23 protein-coding genes are annotated in these 24,341 nt (G+C 55.7%); 14 read left to right on the top strand and 9 right to left on the bottom strand.

Annotated elements, in window-relative coordinates; all coding sequences use genetic code 11:
- Nucleotides 1-185 precede the first annotated feature (185 nt).
- The 4 genes from hslO to JTA15_RS15960 all read right to left on the bottom strand — a co-directional run bounded on the left by hslO (nucleotide 186) and on the right by JTA15_RS15960 (nucleotide 4,373).
- A complete protein-coding gene (gene hslO / locus JTA15_RS15975) occupies nucleotides 186-1,064 on the bottom strand; it encodes an Hsp33 family molecular chaperone HslO (RefSeq protein ID WP_014171960.1) in 879 nt (292 codons plus the stop codon).
- Nucleotides 1,065-1,088: 24 nt separating this feature from the next.
- Entirely contained in the window at nucleotides 1,089-1,490 is a 402-nt protein-coding gene (gene hslR / locus JTA15_RS15970) for a ribosome-associated heat shock protein Hsp15 (RefSeq protein WP_020884572.1), read from the bottom strand.
- Nucleotides 1,487-2,170, bottom strand: a complete 684-nt coding sequence (yrfG, locus tag JTA15_RS15965; protein ID WP_025202858.1) for a GMP/IMP nucleotidase — start codon at nucleotides 2,168-2,170, stop codon at nucleotides 1,487-1,489. Before yrfG ends, hslR begins: the two co-directional genes overlap by 4 nt.
- 67 nt (nucleotides 2,171-2,237) lie before the next feature.
- The gene (locus JTA15_RS15960; RefSeq protein ID WP_032679110.1) at nucleotides 2,238-4,373 is read right to left on the bottom strand and encodes an intracellular growth attenuator family protein; all 2,136 of its coding nucleotides are present in this window, start codon (nucleotides 4,371-4,373) and stop codon (nucleotides 2,238-2,240) included.
- A gap of 326 nt (nucleotides 4,374-4,699) precedes the next feature.
- Here JTA15_RS15960 and nudE point away from each other — a divergent pair, with 326 nt between their 5' ends.
- A complete protein-coding gene (gene nudE / locus JTA15_RS15955; RefSeq protein WP_014171956.1) occupies nucleotides 4,700-5,260 on the top strand; it encodes an ADP compounds hydrolase NudE in 561 nt (186 codons plus the stop codon).
- Between the two features lie 72 nt (nucleotides 5,261-5,332).
- Here nudE and mrcA read toward each other — a convergent pair whose 3' ends face one another.
- Nucleotides 5,333-7,885 carry a peptidoglycan glycosyltransferase/peptidoglycan DD-transpeptidase MrcA gene (gene mrcA / locus JTA15_RS15950; protein ID WP_219372485.1) on the bottom strand — a complete coding sequence of 851 codons (2,553 nt, stop codon included), beginning with the start codon at nucleotides 7,883-7,885 and terminating at the stop codon, nucleotides 5,333-5,335.
- Between the two features lie 119 nt (nucleotides 7,886-8,004).
- On the opposite strand from mrcA, the gene JTA15_RS15945 reads away from it, so the two are divergent.
- The 12 genes from JTA15_RS15945 to trpS all read left to right on the top strand — a co-directional run bounded on the left by JTA15_RS15945 (nucleotide 8,005) and on the right by trpS (nucleotide 17,988).
- Entirely contained in the window at nucleotides 8,005-8,781 is a 777-nt protein-coding gene (locus JTA15_RS15945; RefSeq protein WP_183516895.1) for a DNA utilization protein HofM, read from the top strand.
- On the top strand, nucleotides 8,778-9,272 hold the full coding sequence (locus JTA15_RS15940; protein ID WP_219372484.1) for a PilN domain-containing protein: 495 nt from the start codon (nucleotides 8,778-8,780) through the stop codon (nucleotides 9,270-9,272). The genes JTA15_RS15945 and JTA15_RS15940 overlap by 4 nt, the downstream gene beginning before the upstream one ends.
- A 3-nt stretch (nucleotides 9,273-9,275) precedes the next feature.
- Entirely contained in the window at nucleotides 9,276-9,737 is a 462-nt protein-coding gene (locus JTA15_RS15935) for a HofO (RefSeq protein WP_219372483.1), read from the top strand.
- Nucleotides 9,727-10,131 carry a HofP DNA utilization family protein gene (locus JTA15_RS15930; RefSeq protein ID WP_219372482.1) on the top strand — a complete coding sequence of 135 codons (405 nt, stop codon included), beginning with the start codon at nucleotides 9,727-9,729 and terminating at the stop codon, nucleotides 10,129-10,131. Before JTA15_RS15935 ends, JTA15_RS15930 begins: the two co-directional genes overlap by 11 nt.
- Complete coding sequence (gene hofQ / locus JTA15_RS15925) at nucleotides 10,043-11,281, top strand: DNA uptake porin HofQ (RefSeq protein ID WP_219372481.1); 1,239 nt, start codon at nucleotides 10,043-10,045, stop codon at nucleotides 11,279-11,281. Before JTA15_RS15930 ends, hofQ begins: the two co-directional genes overlap by 89 nt.
- Nucleotides 11,282-11,567: 286 nt before the next feature.
- Nucleotides 11,568-12,089 (top strand): shikimate kinase AroK, encoded by a 522-nt coding sequence (aroK, locus tag JTA15_RS15920; RefSeq protein WP_003861630.1) that lies wholly within the window; start codon nucleotides 11,568-11,570, stop codon nucleotides 12,087-12,089.
- A 57-nt stretch (nucleotides 12,090-12,146) separates the two neighbouring features.
- Nucleotides 12,147-13,235, top strand: a complete 1,089-nt coding sequence (gene aroB / locus JTA15_RS15915) for a 3-dehydroquinate synthase (RefSeq protein ID WP_020884580.1) — start codon at nucleotides 12,147-12,149, stop codon at nucleotides 13,233-13,235.
- Nucleotides 13,236-13,327: 92 nt separating this feature from the next.
- Entirely contained in the window at nucleotides 13,328-14,638 is a 1,311-nt protein-coding gene (gene damX, locus JTA15_RS15910; protein WP_219372480.1) for a cell division protein DamX, read from the top strand.
- 67 nt (nucleotides 14,639-14,705) lie between these two features.
- Nucleotides 14,706-15,518 (top strand): adenine-specific DNA-methyltransferase, encoded by an 813-nt coding sequence (gene dam / locus JTA15_RS15905; RefSeq protein WP_014171946.1) that lies wholly within the window; start codon nucleotides 14,706-14,708, stop codon nucleotides 15,516-15,518.
- A 41-nt stretch (nucleotides 15,519-15,559) separates the two neighbouring features.
- Entirely contained in the window at nucleotides 15,560-16,237 is a 678-nt protein-coding gene (gene rpe, locus JTA15_RS15900; protein ID WP_014885523.1) for a ribulose-phosphate 3-epimerase, read from the top strand.
- Entirely contained in the window at nucleotides 16,230-16,991 is a 762-nt protein-coding gene (gene gph / locus JTA15_RS15895; RefSeq protein WP_020884582.1) for a phosphoglycolate phosphatase, read from the top strand. The genes rpe and gph overlap by 8 nt, the downstream gene beginning before the upstream one ends.
- Entirely contained in the window at nucleotides 16,984-17,988 is a 1,005-nt protein-coding gene (trpS, locus tag JTA15_RS15890; protein WP_014171943.1) for a tryptophan--tRNA ligase, read from the top strand. The genes gph and trpS overlap by 8 nt, the downstream gene beginning before the upstream one ends.
- Nucleotides 17,989-18,088: 100 nt before the next feature.
- On the opposite strand, the gene JTA15_RS15885 is transcribed toward trpS, so the two are convergent.
- The 4 genes from JTA15_RS15885 to nirB all read right to left on the bottom strand — a co-directional run bounded on the left by JTA15_RS15885 (nucleotide 18,089) and on the right by nirB (nucleotide 22,781).
- Entirely contained in the window at nucleotides 18,089-18,259 is a 171-nt protein-coding gene (locus tag JTA15_RS15885; RefSeq protein WP_020884583.1) for a YhfL family protein, read from the bottom strand.
- A 145-nt stretch (nucleotides 18,260-18,404) separates the two neighbouring features.
- Nucleotides 18,405-19,778, bottom strand: coding sequence for a siroheme synthase CysG (gene cysG / locus JTA15_RS15880; RefSeq protein ID WP_020884584.1), 1,374 nt, complete (start codon nucleotides 19,776-19,778; stop codon nucleotides 18,405-18,407).
- 136 nt (nucleotides 19,779-19,914) lie between these two features.
- A complete protein-coding gene (gene nirD / locus JTA15_RS15875) occupies nucleotides 19,915-20,241 on the bottom strand; it encodes a nitrite reductase small subunit NirD (RefSeq protein WP_219372479.1) in 327 nt (108 codons plus the stop codon).
- Nucleotides 20,238-22,781, bottom strand: a complete 2,544-nt coding sequence (gene nirB, locus JTA15_RS15870; protein WP_014171939.1) for a nitrite reductase large subunit NirB — start codon at nucleotides 22,779-22,781, stop codon at nucleotides 20,238-20,240. The genes nirD and nirB overlap by 4 nt, the downstream gene beginning before the upstream one ends.
- A 240-nt stretch (nucleotides 22,782-23,021) precedes the next feature.
- Here nirB and JTA15_RS15865 point away from each other — a divergent pair, with 240 nt between their 5' ends.
- Nucleotides 23,022-24,338, top strand: coding sequence for a cytosine deaminase (locus tag JTA15_RS15865; RefSeq protein WP_219372478.1), 1,317 nt, complete (start codon nucleotides 23,022-23,024; stop codon nucleotides 24,336-24,338).
- The last annotated feature ends 3 nt before the right edge of the window (nucleotides 24,339-24,341 follow it).

Genomic DNA, 24,341 nt, shown 5'->3' with positions numbered 1-24,341 from the left:
GTTGGGGAAAATGTTCCGAAAAGGTTAATGGCTGGTGATTTTATCGGAAGGAATGTGAATGTAATCGCATACACGTAAGAAAATTACGTAAGAGTTACAGTGTTAAAAACGATTCAGCCAGAGAGGGCTTTTTTGCACCTTGCCCTCTCGCAAAAGGGAGAGGGCAAGGTGAGGGCAGGCTTTGCTTAGTGGACCTGAGGATCCGCCGGGGAGGCGTTGTTGCGGATCTCAGCAATATCCATCGAATTGAACACGTAGTGCGTACCGCAGTAGTCACAGTGCATATCGATTTCGCCGTCTTCCGCCATGATGCTGTCGATCTCTTCATCCGGCAGGGTCTTCAGCGCGCCAGCGCAGCGTTCACGTGAACAGGTGCACTTAAATTCCACCGACTGTGGGTCGTAAACCGTCACTTCTTCTTCGTGATAAAGACGCCACAGGACATCGGTCGCCGACAGGGTGAACAGCTCTTCTGCTTTGACGGTTTCCGTCAGGGTCGCGAGGTGCTCGAAGTCGTTGGTCTGCGCGTCCTGCGCAGGCAGAACCTGCAGCAGCATACCGCCAGCAGCAGGCTGACCGTCTACTTCACCGGTGCGGATGAACAGACGCGTCGGCAGCTGTTCTGAACGCATGAAGTAATCTTCCAGGCAGGCTGCCAGCGTATCGCCTTCGAGGCCAACCACGCCCTGATAGCGCTCACCTTCCTCCGGGGAGATGGTGATGACCAGATAGCCATTACCCACCAGCGTTTTCAGGTCCGCGTTTTCAGGAACATCGCCCTGTACGCGCGCCACGCCGCGCATCTGCTGCTGGTTATTACCGTTGATGACCGCCAGGGTCATAGGGCCATCACCCTGCAACTGCACGGTGATATCCCCGGCAAATTTCAGGGTGGCAGTCAGCAGGCTGGTGGCAACCAGCAGTTCGCCCAACAGGGTTTTCACCGGCAGCGGGTAGTTGTGGTTTTCCAGAATCTGTTTCCAGGTTTCGGATACGGTGACCAGCTCGCCGCGCACGGCGAATTGTTCAAACAGATAGCGGTGTAATTGGTCGTGTTGGGCCATAATAGTCTCTCGTGCAGGTGAGGGTTACTCGGTCTCACCGTGTTTAAATTTCATCAGATCGCGGCGCTCTTTTTTATCCGGACGCCGGTCCGGGTGGGGCATTGTCAGCGCATTCATTTTGCGCGCCAGCGCGGTCTTCTCGCGTTTTTCAATGCTCTCAGCCGTCTCTTCATACAGCAGTACGGCTTCGGTTGCGGGCCGTCGTTGTTCAGTAATGGCTTTAATCACCACGGTACGTTCATCGTTGCCCTGACGCAGCGTTAAGGTGGCATTCAGTTCGACCAGCTTGCTCGGTTTGCTGCGCTGGCCGTTGTAATGCACTTTACCGCCGTCGATCATGTCGCGGGCAAGGGCGCGCGTTTTATAAAAACGGGCCGCCCACAGCCATTTATCCAGTCTTACCCCTTCAGAGGGTTTTTCTTTCATGGCCTCTCCTTCACGGTCAGTGAGGGGATCATCTGGCGATAGTCGTTCAGCCCCGGATGGCGCAGATAGCTTTTTTCAGCCAGGCCAGAGTCAGGATTGGTAACGCCCAGACAATAGCGAATGCCAAACCTGGCCGCGGAATCCAGAATAGGCTCGCTGTCATCAATAAACAGCGTACGTTCCGGCTGCAAACCGGTCTCTTCTGCCACCGCATGCCACAACCGCTGATCCTCTTTCGGATAACCAAATGTGTGGGTGGAAAGTAATAAATCAAGGTGCGAAGCAAGACCCGTATGCTCCAGCTTCACGGCCAGATTGTGAGGATGGGCGTTGGTCAGCAAGATACGGCGCTTGCCGCTCGCTTTCAGCGCATCCAGAAAAGGCACGGTATCCTCACGCAGTACGGCGCGCGGGCCCTGGGCGGTGGTCATGGCACAAATATCCAAACCGAGGCGCTCGCTCCAGTAGTCAAGACAGTACCAGTTTAGCGTATGCTGCACCGCGCTATATTGCGAACGAATGAATTCCTGCGCTTCTGCCGGGGAGATCCCCTGCTGTTCACCATAGGTTTCCGGAACCAGCTTTTGCCAGAAATAGTTATCAAAGGCGAGATCGAGCAGCGTGCCGTCCATATCCAGCAGAACGGTATCAACCTCCTGCCAGGCGATATCAAGATGCATAAGGGGGAACTCCAGCCTGAAGAAACGTGCGCGACAGGGTAGCACATCTTGTCGCGCATCGACGTTATCAGATCAGGCTCTCAGAGGAGGGGATCAGCTTAGGGTTAAGGCAATTTTCGTAATACTGCTGGATGTCGGCAAGCCTGGTGCGTGAGCGCTGATAGCGACGCAGCGCCATAAAACCGTTCCAGCAAATGCATACCAGCATCGCAATCATCAGCAGCGAGGTGCCAATGTAGCGCCACAGGCCAGCGCTGTCTGGCATGCGGTGCAGGCCGATGTGGCGCGTGCCGTTGGCATCGGTAAAGATACTCGTCACAATCCCTTCAGCGCTAAACGGCGTCTGCATCAGCATCTGCGCCAGGCGCTGGAACTGGCCCCACTGTTCCTGAGCCGGGTAGTCATAAAGTGCGACCTGCGGGTATGGCTGATCGACCAGGTCGCTCCCTTCATCACTGACAATCACAAAGCCGCCCGGTGCCGGGCTATTCAGCGCCTGCGCCGCGCGGGTAGTTTCGCGCATCACGAAGGGTGCGGTTGACGTAGCGACCAGATTATCCAGCGACTCGGCGCTGACCGGACGCAGCAGCACGTTAACGCCATCCAGCCGGCCCGCTTCCGCGCGTTTCACCAGCGAATCCCAGTCTTTACTGTTACCCAGGTTCACAAGGGCGTTTTTGAGACGTACGCATTCGTCCTGAGCGGAACACAAATCCTGTGTTTTCAGAACGATGTCACCAAAGTCGTCCAGAAGCACCATCCCCGATTTCTGAATGGCCGAGCGCAGGGCAGGGCTCACGCGTGAGTCGTCATCGGGTTTTGGGTGCAGCTGGCGGTTGACCGTCTGGGTAAGCGACGTGGCTTTATTGACAACCTCAGATTCAGGCAGCGGCAGCGGCGGCGCGTCATTCCAGATAATTTGCGAGCAATCGAACGGCATGAACGGCGAGCTCTGACGCGTATTCCATGCGCCAGGCGTATGAATGTTACACATCCCGGTGCCCTTCAGGCGCAGCGTATCACCGACCCGCACGCCAGCCTCGTCCAGTTGGTTGACGCTGGTTGCCTCAATGGTTTGCGCCCCTTTTATCCATGACAGGGTAAATTTAATGGGCATATCCAGCGGGACAAACAGCAGAAGCATGATAAAGACCAGCGCTGCCCCCCCGGCAATGACCGCACTGCGTAACCAGTGCTGAAGCGGGAAGTTTTTTACTTCATCATGCAGGGATAAAAAGCGCCCCTGGCGCACCACATGGCGGTCAAGGTAGATATCGATATCGGTTTTCTGCCCTAAATCCTGGGCAATCCACGGCTGCCAGTGGCGCGGGTAGATAAGATCGATAATACCAAGCGAGATATTATTGAGGTGCTCCTGGTCACTCTCACCGAACAGACCCCAGCGCTTAGGAGTACCGCGCAGGCAGTGGATCTCACGTAGCGAGGTTTTTGCCGGCGGGGCAAAGAGCCCCCACAGCCCGGCTGCCAGCAACAGCACCGCACCGCCAGCCAGCCAGGGGACAAACACATCCGGCGTCAGCAGGCAGATGAAAAAGAGCAGGAACGCGGCCACGATCAGAATCGCTTCGCGAATCCCGTCAGGGCGGCTCAGGGCGTACTCTTCATGCGTCTCCTGGCGAATGTTCAGCAGCTCGATCTGCTCTGTCTCTTCGCCACGAATGGAGGCCTGCGTTGAGCTTGCGCGTTCCAGCGCAAAACGCGGGGCTTCCTGAAGATATTCATTCAACGTATGGCCGTTGAGCGAGATAACCAGCGGCAACGAATCGGTATGGATCAGCTCTACGCTGTTTTCGTCATTAATGTACTGCTCCCAGGACGGGGGCAGATGCACTTCAACCGAATCCAGGTAATAGCGCCATTTATTGGGATCGTCTGTGGTGATGCCATAGCGGGTGATGGAGCGCGTCACACTGAGCACTGTGTCACTTTGCGCATTTAACTTGAGCGCCACCGGCGCAGCAGTTGCCCCCGTCGGCCCAGGTGTTAACTGAGAACGGTTCAGTGTTTCGAGATAGTTTTCTACTGCATCGCGCTCTTCTTGCGTCAGTTTACGCGTCGTCGCACCGGCAAAGGCGTTTAAAAAGGGCAGCCGGTAACGACGCCTTACGCGACGCCTGTATACCCACCCTGCAACCAATGCGCCGGCCAGCATAGCAGCGAGAACAATCAAAATGGTGCTCATGCTTTCCCCATCTTACTTATCTTCTTACAGGTGTAGTCAGTAGCACCTTTAACATTGAATGAGAGTCTGTGGTTGGCTATCGGCAAGTATGGAGTCGAACTTGAGCATTCTGAAGCGCATCCCAGTGACCGATGATGATAGCAAAGCCTGTTATGGCGCGATATCAGCAAATTCCTGGAAACATTTCAACCTCTTGACATTTGTTTTGAATTGAGGATTGATTCCTGTTACGTTGCATAAATGTAAATACAGAACAATTGACATTGCCGAAACCGTGCGGCGTATCGCACAATAAAGCCAGTTCCCACTGCTAAGACCCCATCACGATGAGCAAACCACTACAAAAACCCACCATTCTGAATGTCGAAACAGTCGCAAAATCGCGCCTGTTTAATGTCGAAAGTGTGGATCTGGAGTTCAGCAACGGTGTGCGTCGCGTTTACGAACGTATGCGCCCTTCTTCGCGCGAAGCGGTGATGATTGTTCCTGTCGTCGACGACCATCTGATCTTAATCCGCGAATATGCCGTGGGAACCGAATCTTACGAACTTGGGTTCTCGAAAGGGCTCATCGATCCGGGTGAAACGGTCTTTGAGGCGGCCAATCGCGAGTTGAAAGAAGAGGTCGGTTTTGGCGCGAACGAACTGACGTTCCTGAAAAAACTGAGCATGGCACCCTCCTATTTTTCCAGCAAAATGAACATTGTGGTTGCTGAGGATCTCTATCCAGAATCGCTGGAAGGGGACGAGCCGGAGCCACTGCCACAGGTTCGCTGGCCGCTGGCCCATATGATGGACCTGCTCGAAGACCCTGACTTTAACGAGGCCCGCAACGTGAGCGCGCTGTTCCTGGTACGCGAATGGCTGAAGGGGCAGGGGCGGTTATAACAGCCTGATGTCTACAACGTGTGAGAGAACAAAAAAAACGGCAACCTGAGGTTGCCGTTTTTACGTTGCCCGTTAGAACAACTCGTGCGTTTCGCCGTTATCAATGATTTCTGTACCCACCTCATGCACCGCCTGTGTGGTTGGCTGCGTGCCCTCGATGAAATACTCTGCACGGCTATTGCCGCCATTGGCGAGCTGCCCGGTGCTGCGGTCGATATTGACGGTAACCACGCCCGGTGGTGGCGTCAGCGGTTGCTCCGGAACGCCTTCCAGCACGGATTTCATATAGGCATCCCAGGCCGGTTGCGCACTCTTCGCGCCGCCTTCGTAGCCAGAAATCTGATCTTTAATCGCGCCTGAAGCCGTGGTGCGGCCTAAATCACGGCGATGATCGTCAAAACCGATCCAGACTGACGTCACCACGCCCGGGCCGTAACCGGAGAACCACGCATCTTTCGAGCTGTTTGTTGTCCCCGTTTTACCGCCGATATCATGGCGCTGTAAATCACGTCCTGCCCGCCAGCCGGTCCCTTGCCAGCCAGGTTCGCCGAAGATGTTGGTGTTCAGCGCGCTCTTTATCAGGAACGACAGCGGCGTGTTGATGACATGCGGTGCATACTCCTGCGCCCCGCTCTGCGCTACCAGCGACTGGTTAGCCTGTTCCAGCTGCGGCTGCGGCAACACAGGGTTCGTCTGCTCCTGAGACACGGCAACGTCTTCCATGTCTTTGTTTTCAATCACCTCAGATTTTGGTGTATTGCCGTAAATGACCGGAATATCGCAGTCAGGGCAGGCAATTTTCGGCTTCGCTTCAAACAGCACGCCACCCTGGTCGTTCTCGATTTTACTGATGAAGTACGGGTCAATCAGGAAGCCGCCGTTAGCCATCACCGAGTACCCCCGCGCCACCTGAAGCGGCGTAAAGGACGCAGACCCTAACGCCAGCGATTCGGTGCGCACGATGTTCTGAGCCGGGAAACCGAAGCGTTGCAGATATTCCGCGGCATAGTCGACACCCATCGCACGCATTGCGCGCACCATCACCACGTTTTTCGACTGCCCAAGACCCTGACGAAGACGAATAGGGCCTGAATATTCCGCCGGTGAGTTCTTCGGCTGCCAGTCAGAACCGGCACCAGCATCCCAGCGGGAGATAGGCACGTCGTTCAGGATACTGGCGAGAGTCAGTCCCTTATCCATTGCTGCGGTGTAGAGGAACGGCTTGATGTTAGAGCCAACCTGACGCAACGCCTGGGTGGCGCGGTTAAATTTGCTCTGGTTAAAATCGAACCCACCGACCAGGGCCAGCACGGCACCGTTCTGCGGATTGATGGACACCAGGGCCGAGTTAACGTCTGGCACCTGCGCCAGCCACAAGCTGTCGCCCACCTTGCGTACCCAGATTTGCTGTCCGGTCTGGACGACATCCGTCACTTTACGCGGCGTCGGGCCTTGCAGGGTGTCTGAGCGGTACGGGCGAGCCCAACGGATCCCGTCCATACGCAGGGAGACAGACGTTCCATCCGCCAGCGTTGCCACCGCTTCCTGCGGATCGGCCTGAGTCACCACGGCGGGAAGGAGCGGGCCATAGGTGGGCAGCGCTTTCAGCGTACTGGTGATTTTTTTGCTGTCCCAGGCGCTTTCGCCGACTTTCCACAGCACATTCGACGGGCCGCGATAACCGTGGCGCATGTCGTAATCCATCACGTTGTTACGCACCGCTTCCTGAGCCGCCTGCTGAACGTTGCGGGTCACGGTGGTGTAAACGCGGTAGCCATCTTCGTAGGCTTTATCGCCGTAGCGGCTCACCATCTCCTGACGCACCATTTCGGTGAGATAAGGGGCAGAGAAGGCAATCTCCGGCGCATGGTAGTTGGCATCGATGACATCGTTGCGCGCCTGTTCGTACTCGCTCTGGCTGATATAGCCTTCGCTCAGCATACGTGACAGGACGACGTTACGACGCGCCGTAGCGCGTTCAAGCGAGTAGAGCGGGTTGAAGGTCGATGGCGCTTTAGGCAGACCGGCAATGGTCGCCATTTCGCTTAACGTCAGCTGCTCGACAGGTTTACCAAAGTACACCTGCGCGGCCGCACCAACACCGTAGGCGCGGTAGCCGAGGTAGATTTTATTGAGGTACAGCTCAAGGATCTCGTCTTTGCTCAACAACTGCTCAATACGGATCGCAAGGAACACCTCTTTGATCTTACGGGTCAGGGTCTTTTCTGGGCTAAGGAAGAAGTTACGCGCCAGCTGCTGTGTAATGGTACTTGCCCCCTGAGAGGCATGACCGGAGAACAGCGCAATACTTGCAGCACGGAAAATCCCCACCGGATCGACACCGTGGTGCTCGTAAAAACGGCTGTCCTCGGTAGCGATAAAGGCTTTGACCATCACGGGCGGAATTTGATTTAAGGTCAGCGGGATACGACGCTTTTCGCCGTACTGCGCCATTAACTCGCCATCGGCGCTGTAGACCTGCATCGGGATCTGGAGTCGCACATCGCGAAGCGTAGCGACATCAGGCAGCTGCGGCTCAATATATTTGTACAAACCATAAATCGAGCCTGCTCCCAGCAGAATGCAACAGACTGCAAGGATTAATAAATACTTTACGAACTTCACCGGAGATTTCCCATTTGGTTTCACTTGGGCAGTTTCTAAACAATCGCGCGGTAGTATAAAGGCAAGCCTGATTCATTGATATAGCCGTCACCTGACGGGCGATAAGGAGATCGTGAAGCATGGCTTTCAAAACATGGCAAACAGGCGTTCATATTCAACAGGATAGGGTGCAGATAGTGGCGCTGGCCCGGGAGCGGTCGGGCTGGCGTTTGTGCCGCTGGTGGGCTATCACTCTGGCCGACGGGATTATCCGGGATGGCAAAATTTGCCAGCCTGAACAACTGGTTGACGCCCTGCGCGACTGGCGGAAAACGTTGCCCCACTCCCACCGGGTGTTTCTCTCATTTCCGGCGGCACGCACGTTGCAACGATCGCTTCCCCGTCCGGGCGTGGCGCTGCGCGACAGCGAACAGCTCTCCTGGCTGGGGGCGACGCTCGCGCGTGAACTGGAGATGGCTGCTGACACGCTCTGTTTTGATTATGCGCAGGATACGTTCAGCAATACATTCCATGTCACCGCTGCACAAAACAACGAGATTAACCCCCTGCTGACGCTGGCAAAGATGTTGCGTTTACGGCTCGTGACGATCACCCCGGATGCCAGTGCGCTGGCGAATCTTCTTCCTGCGGTAGCGCCGGCGCAGTGTGTCGCCTGGCGGGATGGGCATCAGTGGCTTTGGGCGATGCGCCATCAGTGGGGACGGCGTTTTACCACGGAAGCGGAAAACGTGGCCGATCTCGCGGCACTGCTGGCCCTCACGCCGCAGGACATTGCCCTCTTTGATAGCCAGCGAGACCCCTGGGACGCCCTGGTTCGTTGCCATGCCCCTCTGCCGGCATGCGGCGCTGATTATACCGTCGCGCTGGCGCTGGCCATGAGTGAGGTGCCGGAATGAGCATGACGAACTTTCTGCCGTGGCGGCGGCAGCGACGCGTGCGCTGCCTGCGATTCTGGGGCGTACTGTTTGTCGCTACGTGGCTGCTGATACTGATGGGGGTTTTCAGCCTGCGGATGAATCCTCTCGTGATGACGCGTGCGCTGCATATTCAACTGGCGGGCATGCAGTCCGTGCAGCAGGCGCTGGTGTCTCGTACAAGGTCAGGCACGGAGACGCCAATGCCCGCGCCAGCGCCTCAACAACGCGCCTGGCAGCCGGTGCTGGAGTCCTTTGCCGGGATGATGCCATCCCAGGTCTGGCTGACCGAACTGCGCTATCAGCCCCCTTCACTGATGTTAACCGGATATGCCGCAACACTCCCCGCGCTCTCTGCTCTGCGGGATGGGCTCGGAAAGATGGCGGGGTTTACCCCCGGGCCGACAGGGGAATTACAGCAGGACGACCAGGGGCGCTGGAGGTTCACCTTTCATCTGCGAAGCGAGGGCTAACGCGTGGAAACCTTGTTCGAACGCTGGTGCGAAAGCAGCCCCCGATGGCGGGTGCTGTGCTGGTGTCTGAGCGTTCTCTTTCTGGGGAGTACGACGTGGGGCATGGTGCTTCGACCGGTAACAAAGCAGGTGGCTGAACTTCAGCGGCAGGTCAGCGAGGCCGCACAGGCTAATGTCTCGCTATGGCCCGCCGCCAGTCAGGTGCCGCAGCGTCACGCCCCCCGTGAAGCCACGGTAATGACGCCTTTTTCGCCACTCGAGTTTCAGGGGGCGGGTACAAGACTGGTTCACTGGAAGCCGTTGCAAAACGGAGGGGAACTGACGCTGGATGCTGAATGGCAGGCCATCCCGATTGTTTTCAGCCGGCTGGCGCAGCGGGATGTTCAGGTTGCCGCCTTTGCTCTCTCTGCACAGGGTTCGGCATTACGCCTGCGGGTGGAGCTGGAGGAGCAGCATGCGAAATAGCGCGCGTTGCCTGCTGGTGAGTTGCGCCCTGTTAGTGACCGGGATGCGGGATCCTTTTCACCCGCCGGATGACCCTTGTGCGGTAGGGCAACTGGCGCAGTGGCATTACCACGGGATGGTGGGCGGCACTCAGGACACTGGCATTTTACAGGACGGGCAAAAGCGCTGGCATCGCCTGACACCGCAACAGCGTCTCCCGGTGGGCTGGCGGGTAACGGCCCTCAATGAAAGGGAACTGGTCGTCGATGTGGGGGATGCATGTGAACCCAGACAATGGACGTGGCAACGAGAAGGAACGAAAAAGAATGAACATAAGGATAACGCTGTGGCTGCTGGCGTTCAGTCATCCGCTGTGGGCCGCCGCGCCAAAGCCGGTCACGCTGGTGGTGGATGAGGTACCGGTGGTGCAGGTGCTACAGGCGCTGGTTGCACAGGAGAACCGTAATCTGGTGGTATCGCCAGATGTCAGCGGCACGCTGTCGCTCAATCTGACGCGCGTCCCCTGGCGACAGGCGCTACAGACGGTCGTCACCAGCGCCGGGCTTGTTCTGCATGAAGAAGGGGGCATTTTTTATGTTCACACCGCAGCCTGGCAGCGTGAACAGTTGGAACGCAAAGAGCAGGAGCGGACACGCCGACAGCTTGATGCGCCGCTGGTCTCGCACAGCATACCTTTTTCTTACGCTGACGCCGGGGAGCTGCAAAAAGCGGCGGAAAAACTGCTCAGTCCAAAAGGGAGTTTGTCTGTCGACAAGCGTACCAACCGTCTGCTGATACGGGATAACCAGGCGGTGTTTGATACGCTGCAGAACTGGGCGACACAGATGGATATCCCTGTCGAGCAGGTGGAACTGGCGGCGCATATCGTGACCATCAATGAAAAAAGCCTGCGTGAGCTGGGGGTGAAGTGGAATCTCGCCGACGCAACGGAGGCGGGCAAGGTCGGGCAACTCACAACGCTTGGCAGCGATCTGTCCGTGGCAAACGTCACCACCCATGTGGGTTTTAACATTGGGCGGATTAACGGCAGGCTGCTGGATCTGGAGTTGTCGGCGCTGGAGCAAAAGCAGCAGGTCGATATCATCGCCAGCCCACGACTGCTGGCCTCGCATATGCAACCGGCCAGTATTAAGCAGGGCAGTGAGATCCCATATCAGGTCTCCAGCGGTGACAGCGGGGCGACCTCCGTGGAATTTAAAGAGGCGGTGTTAGGCATGGAGGTGACGCCAGTGGTGCTGCCCGGCGGTCGCGTACGCCTGAAGCTGCACATCAGTGAAAATATGCCAGGACAGGTGCTGCAGCAGGCCGATGGTGAAACGCTCGCCATCGATAAACAAGAAATTGAAACCCAGGTGGAAGTAAAAAGCGGAGAAACGCTGGCGCTGGGCGGAATTTTTTCGCAAAAGAATAAAACCGGAAGCGATCGCGTGCCTGGGCTGGGCAACATCCCGTGGCTTGGACAGCTTTTTCGCCATGACGGAAAGGACAATGAACGACGGGAGTTAGTGGTGTTTATTACACCACGACTGGTCGGTATTCGCTGAAGAGTCACGATCCTCCCAATGATTTTGCATTCAGATTGTTGCAGATGTTTGACGTGGGGCATGAATTAGCATACAAGGAGTACCGATTTGAGTTGGACTTACGTCTTATTGCCTTATGCGTCTGGTGCGGTGATTTAATCAGTTGCCAAACAAGCCGGAGTATTGAGATAATTTTTAGTCTGACTCTCGCTCTATTGCATATGAGGTTTCAGTTCATGTCCTGCTACGCCGGGTGTCTGCGAAGCGGGGATTACCATTAACGAATAGTCTTAGTAGTACCGATAAAATGGCAGAGAAACGCAATATCTTTCTGGTTGGGCCTATGGGTGCCGGCAAAAGCACTATTGGGCGTCAGTTAGCTCAACAACTCAATATGGAATTTTACGATTCTGATCAAGAGATTGAGAAACGAACCGGAGCTGATGTGGGCTGGGTTTTCGACGTAGAAGGCGAAGAAGGTTTCCGTGACCGAGAAGAAAAAGTGATCAACGAACTCACGGAAAAGCAGGGCATTGTTCTGGCAACAGGCGGTGGCTCTGTCAAATCTCGCGAAACCCGCAACCGTCTCTCCGCCCGTGGCGTAGTGGTCTATCTCGAGACGACCATCGAAAAACAGCTGGCACGTACGCAGCGCGATAAAAAGCGCCCGCTGCTGCAGGTTGAAACGCCACCACGCGAAGTTCTGGAAGCGTTGGCCGATGAACGCAATCCGCTGTACGAAGAGATTGCTGATGTGACCATTCGTACTGACGATCAGAGCGCTAAAGTGGTTGCAAACCAGATTATTCATATGCTGGAAAGCAACTGATTCTGGCTTTATATACAATCGCCTGCGGGTAAAAGCATTAAAGGTGGATGTCGCGTCATGGAGAGGATTACAGTTACTCTCGGGGAACGTAGTTACCCAATCACCATCGCGGCTGGTTTGTTTAACGACCCAGCTTCCTTTTTACCACTGAAAGCGGGTGATCAGGCGATGCTGGTCACCAATGAGACGCTGGCTCCGCTTTATCTCGACCGCGTTCGCCACCTGCTTGAACAGGCGGGCGTTAAAGTCGACAGTGTGATTCTGCCCGATGGCGAGCAGTATAAAAGCCTGGCGGTACTGGATACCGTCTTTACCGCATTGCTGCAAAAACCGCATGGTCGCGATACAACACTGCTTGCCCTGGGCGGCGGTGTTGTGGGCGATCTGACGGGCTTTGCGGCTGCAAGTTATCAACGTGGTGTGCGTTTTATTCAAATCCCTACCACGTTACTGTCTCAGGTCGACTCTTCTGTCGGCGGCAAAACGGCCGTTAACCATCCGCTCGGTAAAAATATGATTGGCGCGTTCTACCAGCCGGCATCGGTGGTGGTGGATCTCGACTGTCTGAAAACCCTACCGAAACGCGAGCTGGCTTCTGGCCTGGCTGAAGTGATCAAATACGGCATTATTCTGGATGGCGAGTTCTTTGACTGGCTGGAAGAGAATATGGATGCGTTGCTGCGCCTGGATGAGGCGAAACTGGCTTACTGCATTCGTCGTTGTTGTGAGCTGAAAGCGGAAGTTGTCGCTGCAGACGAGCGTGAAACGGGCTTACGTGCTTTACTGAATCTTGGGCATACGTTTGGTCACGCGATTGAAGCCGAAATGGGTTACGGTAACTGGCTTCACGGTGAAGCAGTCGCTGCCGGAATGGTAATGGCTGCCCGCACTTCTGAACGTCTGGGGCAGTTTAAACCGGAAGAGACGGCACGCATCATCACGCTGCTTGAGCGTGCGGGCTTGCCGGTAACCGGGCCGAAAGAGATGTCGGCACAAGCGTATTTACCCCACATGATGCGCGATAAAAAAGTATTGGCAGGTGAGATGCGTCTTGTACTCCCGCTTGCAATAGGGAAGAGTGAAGTACGCGGCGGAGTGCCGCATGATGTGGTTCTTGGCGCTATTGCTGACTGTCAGCAGGCGTAACAACTAGAAAGGTCAGGCCACTGTTACAGGTGGTCGTTTAGCTTCAGGCGAAATGCAAAGTCGTTGGCATAAGCCTTTGAGTGGGGTGTTAAATGGATGAATTCAAACCAGAAGACGAGCTGAAACCCGATCCCAGCGATCGTCGTACTGGTCGTTCTCGTCAATCTTCAGAACGTGATAACGAGCCGCAGATCAACTTTGACGATGTTGATCTGGATGCAGACGATCGTCGCCCTTCGCGTAGCCGCAACGCGCGTGATGAGCGAGAAGAAGAAGAGGGTTATGAGTCCGAAGAAGATTCAATGGACGAAGAGCCTGTAGAGCGTCGCCCACGTAAACGTAAAAAAGCCGCTGCGCAGAAACCCGCCTCCCGCCAGTACATCATGATGGGACTCGGCGTTCTGGTGCTCGTGCTGCTGATTGTCGGTATTGGTTCTGCGCTAAAAGCGCCTTCGACCCCTTCCGGTGAGCAAGCGGCATCCACTGAGAAGAGCATCAGCCTCTCTGGTAACGATGCGACCGATCAGGCGAATGGTGCACAGCCAGCGCCGGGTACCACCTCCGCCGAGCAGACTGCCGGAAATACAACACAGCCGCAGGATGTTTCTCTGCCGCCAGTTTCTTCTACCCCCGCACAGGGTCAGGCACCTGCCACGCCGGAAGGCCAGCAGCGTGTAGAAGTTCAGGGCGACCTGAACAATGCCCTGACGCAGCCGCAAAATCAGGCGCAGGTGGACAATGCCGTGGTTAACTCTACGCTGCCAACTGAACCTGCGACCGTTGCGCCGATTCGCGGTGGTAACGCTCAGCCGCAAACGGCTGCAACCGAAACCAAACCACGCCAGACGCAACCTGCGACCCGTCCTGAACGTAAGCAGGCTGTGATTGAACCTAAGCGTGAAACCAAACCTCAGGCAGTCGTCAAAGCGCCTGAAGTGAAAGCGCCGACTCAGACAAAACGTACTGAAACGGCCACGGTGAGCGAACCGGCAAAAGCACCGGTTACGCAGACTGCACCGAAAGCAACGGCGACCACCACGGCACCRGCTGCMACTGCACCTACTGCAACTGCACCTGCAGCGACGGCAACAACCAGCGCCGCAGCAGGCAAGACTGCAGGTAACGTCGGTTCACTGAAGTCAGCCCCGTCCAGCAATTACACGCTGCAGCTGAGCAGTTCGTCTAACTATGACAACCTCAACGGTTGGGCGAAGAAAACAAATCTGAAAAACTATGTGGTTTATCAGACGACCCGTAATGGTCAGCCGTGGTACGTGCTGGTAAGTGGCGTTTATGCTTCAAAAGATGAAGCGAAACGTGCTGTTGCAACGCTGCCCGCCGACGTTCAGGCGAAAAACCCATGGGCTAAGCCAATTCATCAGGTTCAGGCTGATCTGAAGTAATGTTTAAAGCGCAGGATGCTGTCGGAGCTTTCTCCACAGCCGGAGAAGGTGTAATCAGTTAGTCAGCATGAAAAAAAATCGCGCTTTTCTGAAATGGGCAGGGGGGAAATACCCCCTGCTCGATGATATTAAAAAGCACCTGCCGAAAGGCGAGTGTCTTATCGAGCCCTTTGTGGGCGCTGGATCGGTATTCCTGAATACCGATTTTTCTCGTTATATCCTGGCGGATATCAACAGCGACCTCATTAGCCTCTACAACATCGTCAAGCTGCGGACCGACGAGTACGTGGAAGAGGCTCGGAAGCTGTTTACACCCGAGCACAATAATCCGGACGTTTACTACCAGTTCCGCACTGAATTTAATCAAAGTCAGGATCCGTTCCGCCGGGCGCTGCTGTTCCTCTATCTCAATCGACACGGCTACAACGGTCTGTGCCGGTATAATCTTCGTGGTGAGTTTAACGTGCCGTTTGGCCGTTATAAGCGTCCGTATTTCCCACAGGATGAGTTGTATCACTTTGCTAAAAAAGCGCAGAATGCCGAATTCCACTGTCTCTCCTATGAAGAGTGCATGGAGCTGGCAGGCGTAAACTCGGTGGTCTATTGCGACCCGCCTTACGCACCGCTGTCCGCGACGGCAAATTTCACCGCTTATCACACCAACAGCTTCAGTCCGGCCGAGCAGGCCCGTCTGGCGGAGATGGCGGAAAAGCTGGTCAGCAAAAGAATTCCGGTGTTAATTTCGAATCACGATACCCCTGATACGCGCGAATGGTACAAAGCCGCGAAGCATTTTCAGGTCAAAGTGCGGCGTAGCATAAGCAGCAACGGCGGCACACGTAAAAAGGTGGACGAACTCCTGGCTCTTTATCGCCCCTGAGCCGTTTTGCCCGCCGGTAAACACATTTCAAGGAGATGCGGATGAAACAGTTTTTGATTGCTCCCTCAATTCTGTCGGCCGATTTTGCCCGCCTGGGTGAAGACACTGCAAAAGCACTCGCGGCGGGCGCGGATGTCGTCCATTTCGACGTTATGGATAACCACTACGTTCCTAATCTGACCATTGGCCCGATGGTGCTTAAAGCGCTGCGTAACTACGGTATTACCGCGCCGATTGACGTCCATCTGATGGTGAAGCCTGTTGACCGTATCGTGCCTGATTTTGCCGCTGCGGGAGCCAGTATCATCACCTTCCACCCTGAAGCGTCTGAACATGTGGATCGCACGCTGCAGCTCATCAAAGAGAATGGCTGTAAAGCGGGTCTGGTTTTCAACCCGGCTACGCCGCTGAGCTATCTCGACCATGTGATGGATAAGCTGGATGTCATTTTGCTGATGTCCGTTAACCCGGGCTTTGGCGGTCAGTCGTTTATCCCTCATACGCTGGATAAACTGCGTGAAGTGCGCCGTCGTATTGATGAGTCAGGTTACGACATTCGTCTGGAAGTCGACGGTGGCGTAAAAGTGAATAACATTGGTGAAATTGCGGCAGCGGGCGCGGATATGTTCGTTGCAGGTTCAGCGATTTTCGACCAACCGGATTACAAAAAAGTCATTGATGAAATGCGCCGTGAACTGGCGAAGGTAAGTCATGGATAAATTGCAGGCAACCCGGGGTATCGCATTTGACCTCGACGGCACGCTGGTCGACAGCGCGCCGGGCTTAACCAGCGCCGTAGACCAGGCGCTGTATGCTCTTGAACTGCCCGTTGCGGGCGAAGAGCGTGTCATCACGTGGATTGGCAATGGCGCCGATGTCCTGATGGAGCGCGCGTTGACATGGGCCCGCCAGGAGCGTGTGTCCCAGCGTTCCGCACAGGGTAAACCGAGCGTGGATCATGCGGATATCCCCCAGGAAGAACAGCTGCGTATCCTGCGTAAATTGTTCAATCGTTTCTATGAAGAGACGGTCGAAGAGGGCAGTTTCCTGTTCCCGGATGTCGCAGAAACGCTGAGTGCGCTTCATGCCAACGGCATTCCGCTGGGGCTGGTGACAAACAAACCGACACCTTTTGTCGCCCCTCTGCTGGAAGCGCTGGATATCGCGAAGTATTTTTCCGTCATTGTTGGCGGTGATGATGTGCAGAACAAAAAGCCGCATCCGGAACCGTTACTGCTGGTGGCAGGAAAATTATCCTTAACGCCCGCGGAGCTGCTCTTTGTCGGGGATTCCCGCAATGATATTCTGGCTGCCAGAGCGGCGGGTTGTCCTTCAGTGGGATTAACCTATGGCTACAACTACGGTGAGGCCATCACGCTGAGTGAGCCGGACGTCGTGTTCGACCACTTCAAAGATTTGTTGCCCGCACTCGGGCTTTCGCACAGTGATAATCAGGAATTGAATAATGACTAAGCCCATCGTTTTTAGTGGCGCACAGCCGTCAGGTGAATTGACCATTGGTAACTACATGGGTGCGTTACGTCAGTGGGTCAGCATGCAGGATGATTACCATTGCATTTACTGCATCGTGGATCTGCATGCTATCACTGCACGTCAGGATCCTGAGAAGCTGCGTAAGGCCACCCTGGACACCCTGGCGCTGTATCTGGCCTGCGGAATTGATCCTGAGAAGAGCACCATTTTCGTTCAGTCTCACGTTCCAGAGCATGCGCAGCTGGGCTGGGCGCTGAACTGCTACACCTACTTCGGCGAACTGAGCCGCATGACGCAGTTCAAGGATAAATCCGCGCGCTACTCAGAAAACATCAACGCCGGTCTGTTTGATTACCCGGTACTGATGGCAGCAGACATTCTGCTGTACCAGACCAACCAGGTGCCGGTTGGCGAAGATCAGAAACAGCATCTGGAACTGAGCCGCGATATCGCCCAGCGCTTTAACGCGCTGTATGGCGACGTGTTCAAAGTGCCTGAGCCGTTCATTCCGAAATCCGGCGCACGCGTGATGTCGCTGCTGGAGCCAACCAAGAAGATGTCCAAGTCTGACGATAACCGCAACAACGTTATCGGCCTGCTGGAAGATCCGAAATCGGTGGTTAAAAAGCTCAAGCGTGCGGTGACCGACTCCGATGAGCCACCTGTTGTGCGTTACGACGTGCAGAACAAAGCGGGCGTCTCCAACCTGCTGGATATCCTCTCCGGTGTGACGGGTCAGAGCATTCCTGAGCTGGAACAACACTTCGAAGGCAAGATGTATGGTCACCTGAAAGGGGAAGTGGCGGATGCCGTTTCCGGCATGCTGACCGAGCTGCAGGAGCGTTATCACCGCTACCGTAACGACGAAGCTTTCCTGCAGAAAGTAATGAAAGAGGGCGCGGAAAAAGCCAGTGCCCGCGCGTCTGAAACCCTTAAAGCGGTGTACCAGGCGATTGGGTTTGTGGGTAAACCATAACCCTGTTTTGTCGGGTAAGCATGAGCGCTCCCCGACAAAAAACGCGCTGAGCCAGACAAAAAACCGGGACATTCCCGGTTTTTTTACGCCTGAAAAACGCTTACTGCTGTGCGGCCGGGCCGCAGCCACCGATGATCTTCGAAATGGAAATTGCCGGGTGCAGCAGGTAATCATAGCTGCAGTTATTTTTGGTATTTTGAACGTGACCGGTGCAGGCGGTCAGAGTCGATAACATGCCTACCAGAACGGCGGCTTTTGCCAGTTTAAACATACGCATTCCTTGTCTGAAAAAACGAAAATTGGATCTAACGTGAGGGAATAAATGGAAAAATTCCATTTCGCGGGCGGTATGTTATCGGGAGCGGTAAGAGGGGAGTAGTCCGCATAAGGACTACTCCGGGAAGGGGGAATATGCGTTAGTGATTCGAGAACCAGTTCAGTTTATCGCGCAGCTCCACCACGCGTCCGACAATAATCAGCGCCGGGCTTTCAACCTGCTGTGCCAGCTCACCTAACTGGGTCAGCACGCCGTTCACCACGCGCTGCTTAATGGACGTGCCGTTTTCCACCAGCGCGACGGACATATCCTCTTCCATGCCGTGCTCAAGCAGTTTGGCCTGAATGGTCGCGGCCTGGTTTAACCCCATATAGAACACCAGCGTTTGTTTTTCGGCGGCCAGGTTATGCCAGTCCAGCTCACTGCCGGTTTTCAGGTGTCCCGTCACCAGGCGTACGCTCTGGGCATAGTCACGGTGGGTCAGCGGAATGCCCGAGTAAGCTGAGCAACCGGAGGCTGCCGTGATGCCCGGCACCACGGAAAACGGAATACCCGCGTTGCACAACGTTTCCAGCTCTTCACCGCCGCGACCAAAGATAAACGGGTCGCCACCCTTGAGGCGTACCACGCGTTTTCCTTTTTGCGCTTCGCGCAGCAGGATCTGGTTAATCTCCTCCTGCGGCACACAGTGGTACCCGGCACGTTTACCGACAAATACGCGGTCAGCATCGCGGCGGACCAGGTTCATTATCTCATCGGAGACCAGACGGTCATAAACCACAATATCCGCCTGCTGGATCTGCTGCAGCCCTTTCAGCGTCAGCAAACCGGCATCGCCCGGGCCGGCACCCACCAGCACCACTTCACCACGATGATCCAGCGGCTCGCAGAGCAACTGCGCCGTCGTCTCTTCCACCGCTTTATGATCCTGATTCGCCAGCGACTGGGCCAGCCTGTCATTCACAAAGAATTTTTCCCAGAAGCGGCGGCGTTCACCCACGGTCGCGAAGGTTTGCTTAACCCGGGAACGCAGCTGCCCGGCATAGTGGGCAATCTGGCCAAGATGCTGCGGCAGGATGGCTTCCAGTTTTTCCCGCAGCAGGCGGGCCAGAACGGGAGAGCGGCCGCCGGACGATACCGCAATCATCAGCGGCGAACGGTCAATGATCGACGGCATGATAAAGCTGGCCTCCTTCGGGGCATCCACCACGTTACAGAAGATGCGGCGCGCTTCACAGGCGTCGCTGACGCGCTGATTCACTTCATCGTCATCCGTGGCGGCAATGGTCAGCCAGCAGGTATCAAGCAGGGATTCATTAAACCCCCCCTGCACCAGCGTGAGCATCCCTTCTTTTTCCCAGGCCTCAAACTGCGGGGCAAAAGCCAGGGCGTTAACGGTGAGTCGGGCTCCTGCTTCTAACAGCAAGCGCGCTTTGCGTTCAGCCACATCGCCGCCGCCTACAAGCAGACAGTCGCGATGGCGTAATTGACAGAAAATCGGCAGGTGGTCCACGACATTACCTCACAGCATTCAAGGAGGGGGTAAGAAATTGAGGTCAGGATAACAGCAGGAATCGTACAGAACATACGGTTTTTCCTACCGTTACCCATAAGGGGTCATAAGCTTTTCATATTGAAAAGGCGAGAGATTAGCCTTTCAGCTGCACCTTACCGTCCTTCACGCGGACATCGTAGGGCGTCACGGAATAATGCTCATCTTCCATGCAATACCCGTCGCGTAAACGAAAACGCTGTTTCTTCAACGGGCTGGCGACCCAGAGTTCACCCTGATGCTCCGCGATTAATCCCCGGGACAGGACGCTGGCCTCAAAGAACGGGTCGATATTGCTGATGGCAAAAACCTGTTCATCATGGCGAGGGCGGAATATCGCGACCTGCTCGTTACCCAGCAGGGCACAGACCCCGGTGGCAGGCAGAATGTCGTTAATGTTGCAGATGTTTACCCACTGGCTCATGCGTTTTCCTCCACCAGAGTCACCGGAATACGTTCATAAGGTGTCGCCGGACGATGTTGCTCGCGTTCTGCCACAACCTGCACATTCGGGTCGCGCTGGGTGCTGTTGATAAAGTGTCTGAAGCGAGTCTGCGCCGCCGGGGTGTTGACAGTTTCAGTCCACTCGCAGATCACCGCCTCGCGCAGGCGCGCCATTTCCGCTTCCAGATGGTCGTTCAGGCCCAGTTTGTCGTCAATGATGACCGATTTCAGGTACTCGATGCCGCCTTCCAGGTTATCGAGCCAGGACGCGGTACGGGTCAGCTTATCGGCGGTACGGATGTAGAACATCATAAAGCGGTCGAGATACTGAATCAGCGTATCGCGGTCGAGGTCAGCCGCCAGCAGGTCTGCATGGCGTGGTTTCATGCCGCCGTTACCACAGACGTACAGGTTCCAGCCTTTCTCGGTGGCGATGATACCCACATCTTTACCCTGCGCTTCCGCACATTCGCGGGTACAGCCGGAGACGCCAAACTTCATTTTGTGCGGTGTACGGATGCCTTTGTAGCGGTTCTCCAGCTCCACACCGAAGCCGACGCTGTCGCCTACGCCGTAGCGGCACCAGGTACTGCCCACACAGGTTTTTGCCATACGCAGCGCTTTCGCGTAGGCGTGGCCGGTTTCGAATCCCGCGTCAATCAGCTGACGCCAGATTTCAGGCAGGTCATCTTTCTGCGCACCAAACAGGCCGATACGCTGAGAGCCGGTGATTTTGGTATACAGGTTAAATTCACGCGCGATACGGCCAACGGCGACCAGCCCTTCCGGGGTGATTTCGCCACCGGCGGAGCGTGGGATGACGGAGTAAGTCCCGTCTTTCTGAATGTTCGCCAGGAAGTTATCGTTGGTATCCTGCAGCGGTGTATGCTCTGGTTTGAGAACGTACTCGTTCCAGCATGAGGCCAGCAGGGAACCCACGGTAGGTTTACACACTTCACAGCCATAACCCTGGCCGTGTTTCGCCAGCAGTTCGTCGAAGGATTTGATGCCTTCCACGCGGATCAGGTGGTACAGCTCCTGGCGAGAGTAAGCGAAATGCTCGCACAGGTTATTGTTGACTTCGATACCCTGTTTCGCCAGTTCTGCGTTCAGAACCTGTGTGACCAGCGGGATACACCCACCGCAGCCGGTACCGGCTTTGGTTTCTGCCTTCAGGGCCGCGACGGTATGGCAGCCTTTATTGATGGCCGAAATCAGCATGCCTTTGGTCACATCGAAGCAGGAGCAAATCTGCGCGCTGTCGGGCAGTTTATCCACGCCGATGGACGGCTTACCGCTGGACGCATGCGCCGGAAGGATCAGCGCGTCCGGGTTTTCCGGCAGTTCGATGGCGTTCAAGACCAGCTGAAGCAGGTTACCGTAGTCGCTGGTATCGCCCACCAGCACCGCGCCGAGCAGGGTTTTGTTGTCCTGACTGACGATAAGACGTTTGTACACCTCTTTGCTTTCATCGAGGTAAACATAGCTGCGTGCGCCCGGCGTGCGGCCATGCGCATCGCCAATACCGCCTACGTCTACGCCCAGCAGTTTCAGCTTGGCGCTCAGGTCAGCCCCTTCGAAGGCGTTCTGGTTGCCGAGAATATGGTCAACGGCAACCTGCGCCATTTTGTAGCCAGGCGCGACCAGACCGTACACGCGGTTGTTCCAGCTGGCGCATTCGCCGATGGCGTAGATATCCGGGTCGGAGGTCTGGCAGGTATCGTTAATCATGATCCCGCCGCGCTGAGCGACGGCCAGACCGCACTGGGTGGCCAGCTTGTCGCGCGGGCGAATACCGGTAGAGAAGACGATAAAGTCCACTTCCAGTTCGCTGCCATCGGCAAAGCGCATGGTTTTCCGCGCTTCGGTGCCTTCCTGCACAATCTCTTTGGTATTTTTGCTGGTGTGAACCTTCACGCCCATGCTTTCGATTTTACGGCGCAGCTGGTCACCACCCATGTGGTCAAGCTGCTCTGCCATCAGCATCGGGGCAAATTCGATGACGTGGGTTTCAACACCGAGGTTTTTCAGCGCACCGGCGGCTTCCAGACCCAGCAGCCCCCCCCCGACCACGGCGCCACGTTTACTGCGGCGGGCACATGATTCGATCGCATTGAGATCTTCGATGGTACGATAAACGAAGCAATCCTGCGTTTCCGAGCCTTTGATCGGCGGGATCCACGGGTACGAGCCAGTCGCCATGATCAGCTTGTCGTAAAAAACCGTACGTCCGGCGCTGGAGTGGATCACTTTTTCCTGACGGTTGATGGTGATAGCGCGTTCGCCCACCAGCACTTTCACGCCATGCTTCTCGTAGAAACCATCGCGCACCAGAGAGAGCTCTTCAGCGGTATGATGGGAGAAGTAGGAAGACAAGTGCACACGGTCGTACGCCTTGCGGGGTTCTTCACAGAACACGGTAATATCGAACTGGTTAGCATCGGCTTTATCGAGAAGATCCTCAATAAAGCGGTGGCCGACCATGCCGTTACCGATGATAGCGAGTCTGACTTTGCTCATTTTTGCCTCGATTTCTTTTCTATTACTGCCTACCTTAACGATTCAGCAGTGGCACTTATTGATGCAAATCAAATACGCCTTCGCCTACTCCTTAGGTGGTATATGACTGATTTGTCAGGATTTTTATAAGTTGTGGAAATCGCTGGCTTTTCGAGGTCGCCGATTTTGTGTACAAATTAAGGGGCGCGTTGTCAAAAATGCGTACTCCCAAATTTCAGCCGCGTTTTTCAGGGGAAAGGCATGTCTACAACACCGCTTGGGCTTATCCAGAATGTTCGCTTACCGGGTCGCGAAGGGCTGTGGCAAATCGCCATTGAGCAGGGCCGTTTTGGTGGCATTACGCCGATGGGCGATACCGAAGACGAAAACGTAAGAATCTTAAACGCGCGTGGCGGCCTTGCCATCCCCCCGTTTATAGAACCGCATATCCACCTTGATACCACCCAGACGGCAGGCGAGCCGAGCTGGAACCAGTCCGGTACGCTGTTTGAAGGCATTGAGCGCTGGGCGGAGCGTAAGGCACTGCTTAGCCATGAAGATGTAAAAGCGCGCGCCTGGAAGACGCTGAAAGGGCAAATTGCCAACGGTATTCAGTTTGTGCGTACCCACGTGGACGTCTCTGACCCGACGCTCACCGCCCTGAAGGCCATGCTGGAGGTGAAGCAGGAGGTTGCGCCGTGGATCACGCTGCAAATCGTGGCGTTCCCGCAGGAAGGCATCCTTTCTTACCCGGACGGCGCGGCGCTCCTTGAGGAGGCGTTGAAACTGGGCGCCGATGTGATCGGGGCAATCCCGCATTTTGAATTCACCCGCGAGTATGGCGTGCAATCGCTGCACATTGCCTTTGAACTGGCGAAGAAATATGACCGTCCGCTGGATATCCACTGCGATGAAATTGACGATGAGCAGTCCCGATTTCTGGAAACGGTGGCCACTCTGGCCTATGAGTCAGGGTTAGGCCCACGGGTCACGGCCAGCCATACCACGGCGATGCACTCCTATAACGGGGCATACACCTCGCGGCTTTTCCGCCTGCTGAAGATGTCAGGCATCAACTTTGTCGCCAATCCACTGGTGAATATCCATTTACAGGGACGCTTTGACGATTATCCCAAACGACGCGGGATTACCCGAGTGAAGGAGCTGCTGGAGGCGGGGATCAACGTCTGTTTCGGGCATGATGATGTCTTCGACCCGTGGTACCCGCTTGGCACCGGCAATATGCTGCAGGTACTGCATATGGGGCTGCATGTGTGTCAGATGATGGGGTATTCGCAAATCGACAACGGTTTGAACCTGATAACCCACAACAGCGCCCGAACCTTCGGCCTGACGGATTACGGTATCGAAACGGGAAATCTGGCTAACCTGATCGTGCTGCCTGCGGAGAGCGGGTTTGAAGCGGTGCGCTGCCAGGTGCCGGCGCGCTGGTCGATTCGGGAGGGGCGAGTGATTGCCACGACGCAGCTTGCGCAGACGTGGATCAAAATGGACGACGTTGCGGAAGAGCACATCTTCACGAAAAACAGCCCCTTCGCTGAGCGCAAAGGGGCGTAGGGG

The organism is Enterobacter sp. BIDMC 29, assembly GCF_019378755.1.
In the GTDB taxonomy this organism is placed as follows: domain Bacteria; phylum Pseudomonadota; class Gammaproteobacteria; order Enterobacterales; family Enterobacteriaceae; genus Enterobacter; species Enterobacter ludwigii.
This window is presented reverse-complemented; position numbering and strand designations above follow the sequence as displayed.

Excerpts from the sequence above, each read along its gene's own strand:
- hslO (WP_014171960.1), bottom strand. The coding sequence starts at position 1,064 with ATGGCCCAACACGACCAATTACACCGCTATCTGTTTGAACAATTCGCC.
- JTA15_RS15940 (WP_219372484.1), top strand. The coding sequence starts at position 8,778 with ATGAGCATGACGAACTTTCTGCCGTGGCGGCGGCAGCGACGCGTGCGC.
- hofQ (WP_219372481.1), top strand. The coding sequence starts at position 10,043 with ATGAACATAAGGATAACGCTGTGGCTGCTGGCGTTCAGTCATCCGCTG.
- JTA15_RS15945 (WP_183516895.1), top strand. The coding sequence starts at position 8,005 with ATGGCTTTCAAAACATGGCAAACAGGCGTTCATATTCAACAGGATAGG.
- trpS (WP_014171943.1), top strand. The coding sequence starts at position 16,984 with ATGACTAAGCCCATCGTTTTTAGTGGCGCACAGCCGTCAGGTGAATTG.
- gph (WP_020884582.1), top strand. The coding sequence starts at position 16,230 with ATGGATAAATTGCAGGCAACCCGGGGTATCGCATTTGACCTCGACGGC.
- nirD (WP_219372479.1), bottom strand. The coding sequence starts at position 20,241 with ATGAGCCAGTGGGTAAACATCTGCAACATTAACGACATTCTGCCTGCC.
- aroB (WP_020884580.1), top strand. The coding sequence starts at position 12,147 with ATGGAGAGGATTACAGTTACTCTCGGGGAACGTAGTTACCCAATCACC.
- hslR (WP_020884572.1), bottom strand. The coding sequence starts at position 1,490 with ATGAAAGAAAAACCCTCTGAAGGGGTAAGACTGGATAAATGGCTGTGG.
- dam (WP_014171946.1), top strand. The coding sequence starts at position 14,706 with ATGAAAAAAAATCGCGCTTTTCTGAAATGGGCAGGGGGGAAATACCCC.
- JTA15_RS15930 (WP_219372482.1), top strand. The coding sequence starts at position 9,727 with ATGCGAAATAGCGCGCGTTGCCTGCTGGTGAGTTGCGCCCTGTTAGTG.
- JTA15_RS15885 (WP_020884583.1), bottom strand. The coding sequence starts at position 18,259 with ATGTTTAAACTGGCAAAAGCCGCCGTTCTGGTAGGCATGTTATCGACT.
- yrfG (WP_025202858.1), bottom strand. The coding sequence starts at position 2,170 with ATGCATCTTGATATCGCCTGGCAGGAGGTTGATACCGTTCTGCTGGAT.
- nudE (WP_014171956.1), top strand. The coding sequence starts at position 4,700 with ATGAGCAAACCACTACAAAAACCCACCATTCTGAATGTCGAAACAGTC.
- JTA15_RS15865 (WP_219372478.1), top strand. The coding sequence starts at position 23,022 with ATGTCTACAACACCGCTTGGGCTTATCCAGAATGTTCGCTTACCGGGT.
- aroK (WP_003861630.1), top strand. The coding sequence starts at position 11,568 with ATGGCAGAGAAACGCAATATCTTTCTGGTTGGGCCTATGGGTGCCGGC.
- rpe (WP_014885523.1), top strand. The coding sequence starts at position 15,560 with ATGAAACAGTTTTTGATTGCTCCCTCAATTCTGTCGGCCGATTTTGCC.
- JTA15_RS15960 (WP_032679110.1), bottom strand. The coding sequence starts at position 4,373 with ATGAGCACCATTTTGATTGTTCTCGCTGCTATGCTGGCCGGCGCATTG.
- nirB (WP_014171939.1), bottom strand. The coding sequence starts at position 22,781 with ATGAGCAAAGTCAGACTCGCTATCATCGGTAACGGCATGGTCGGCCAC.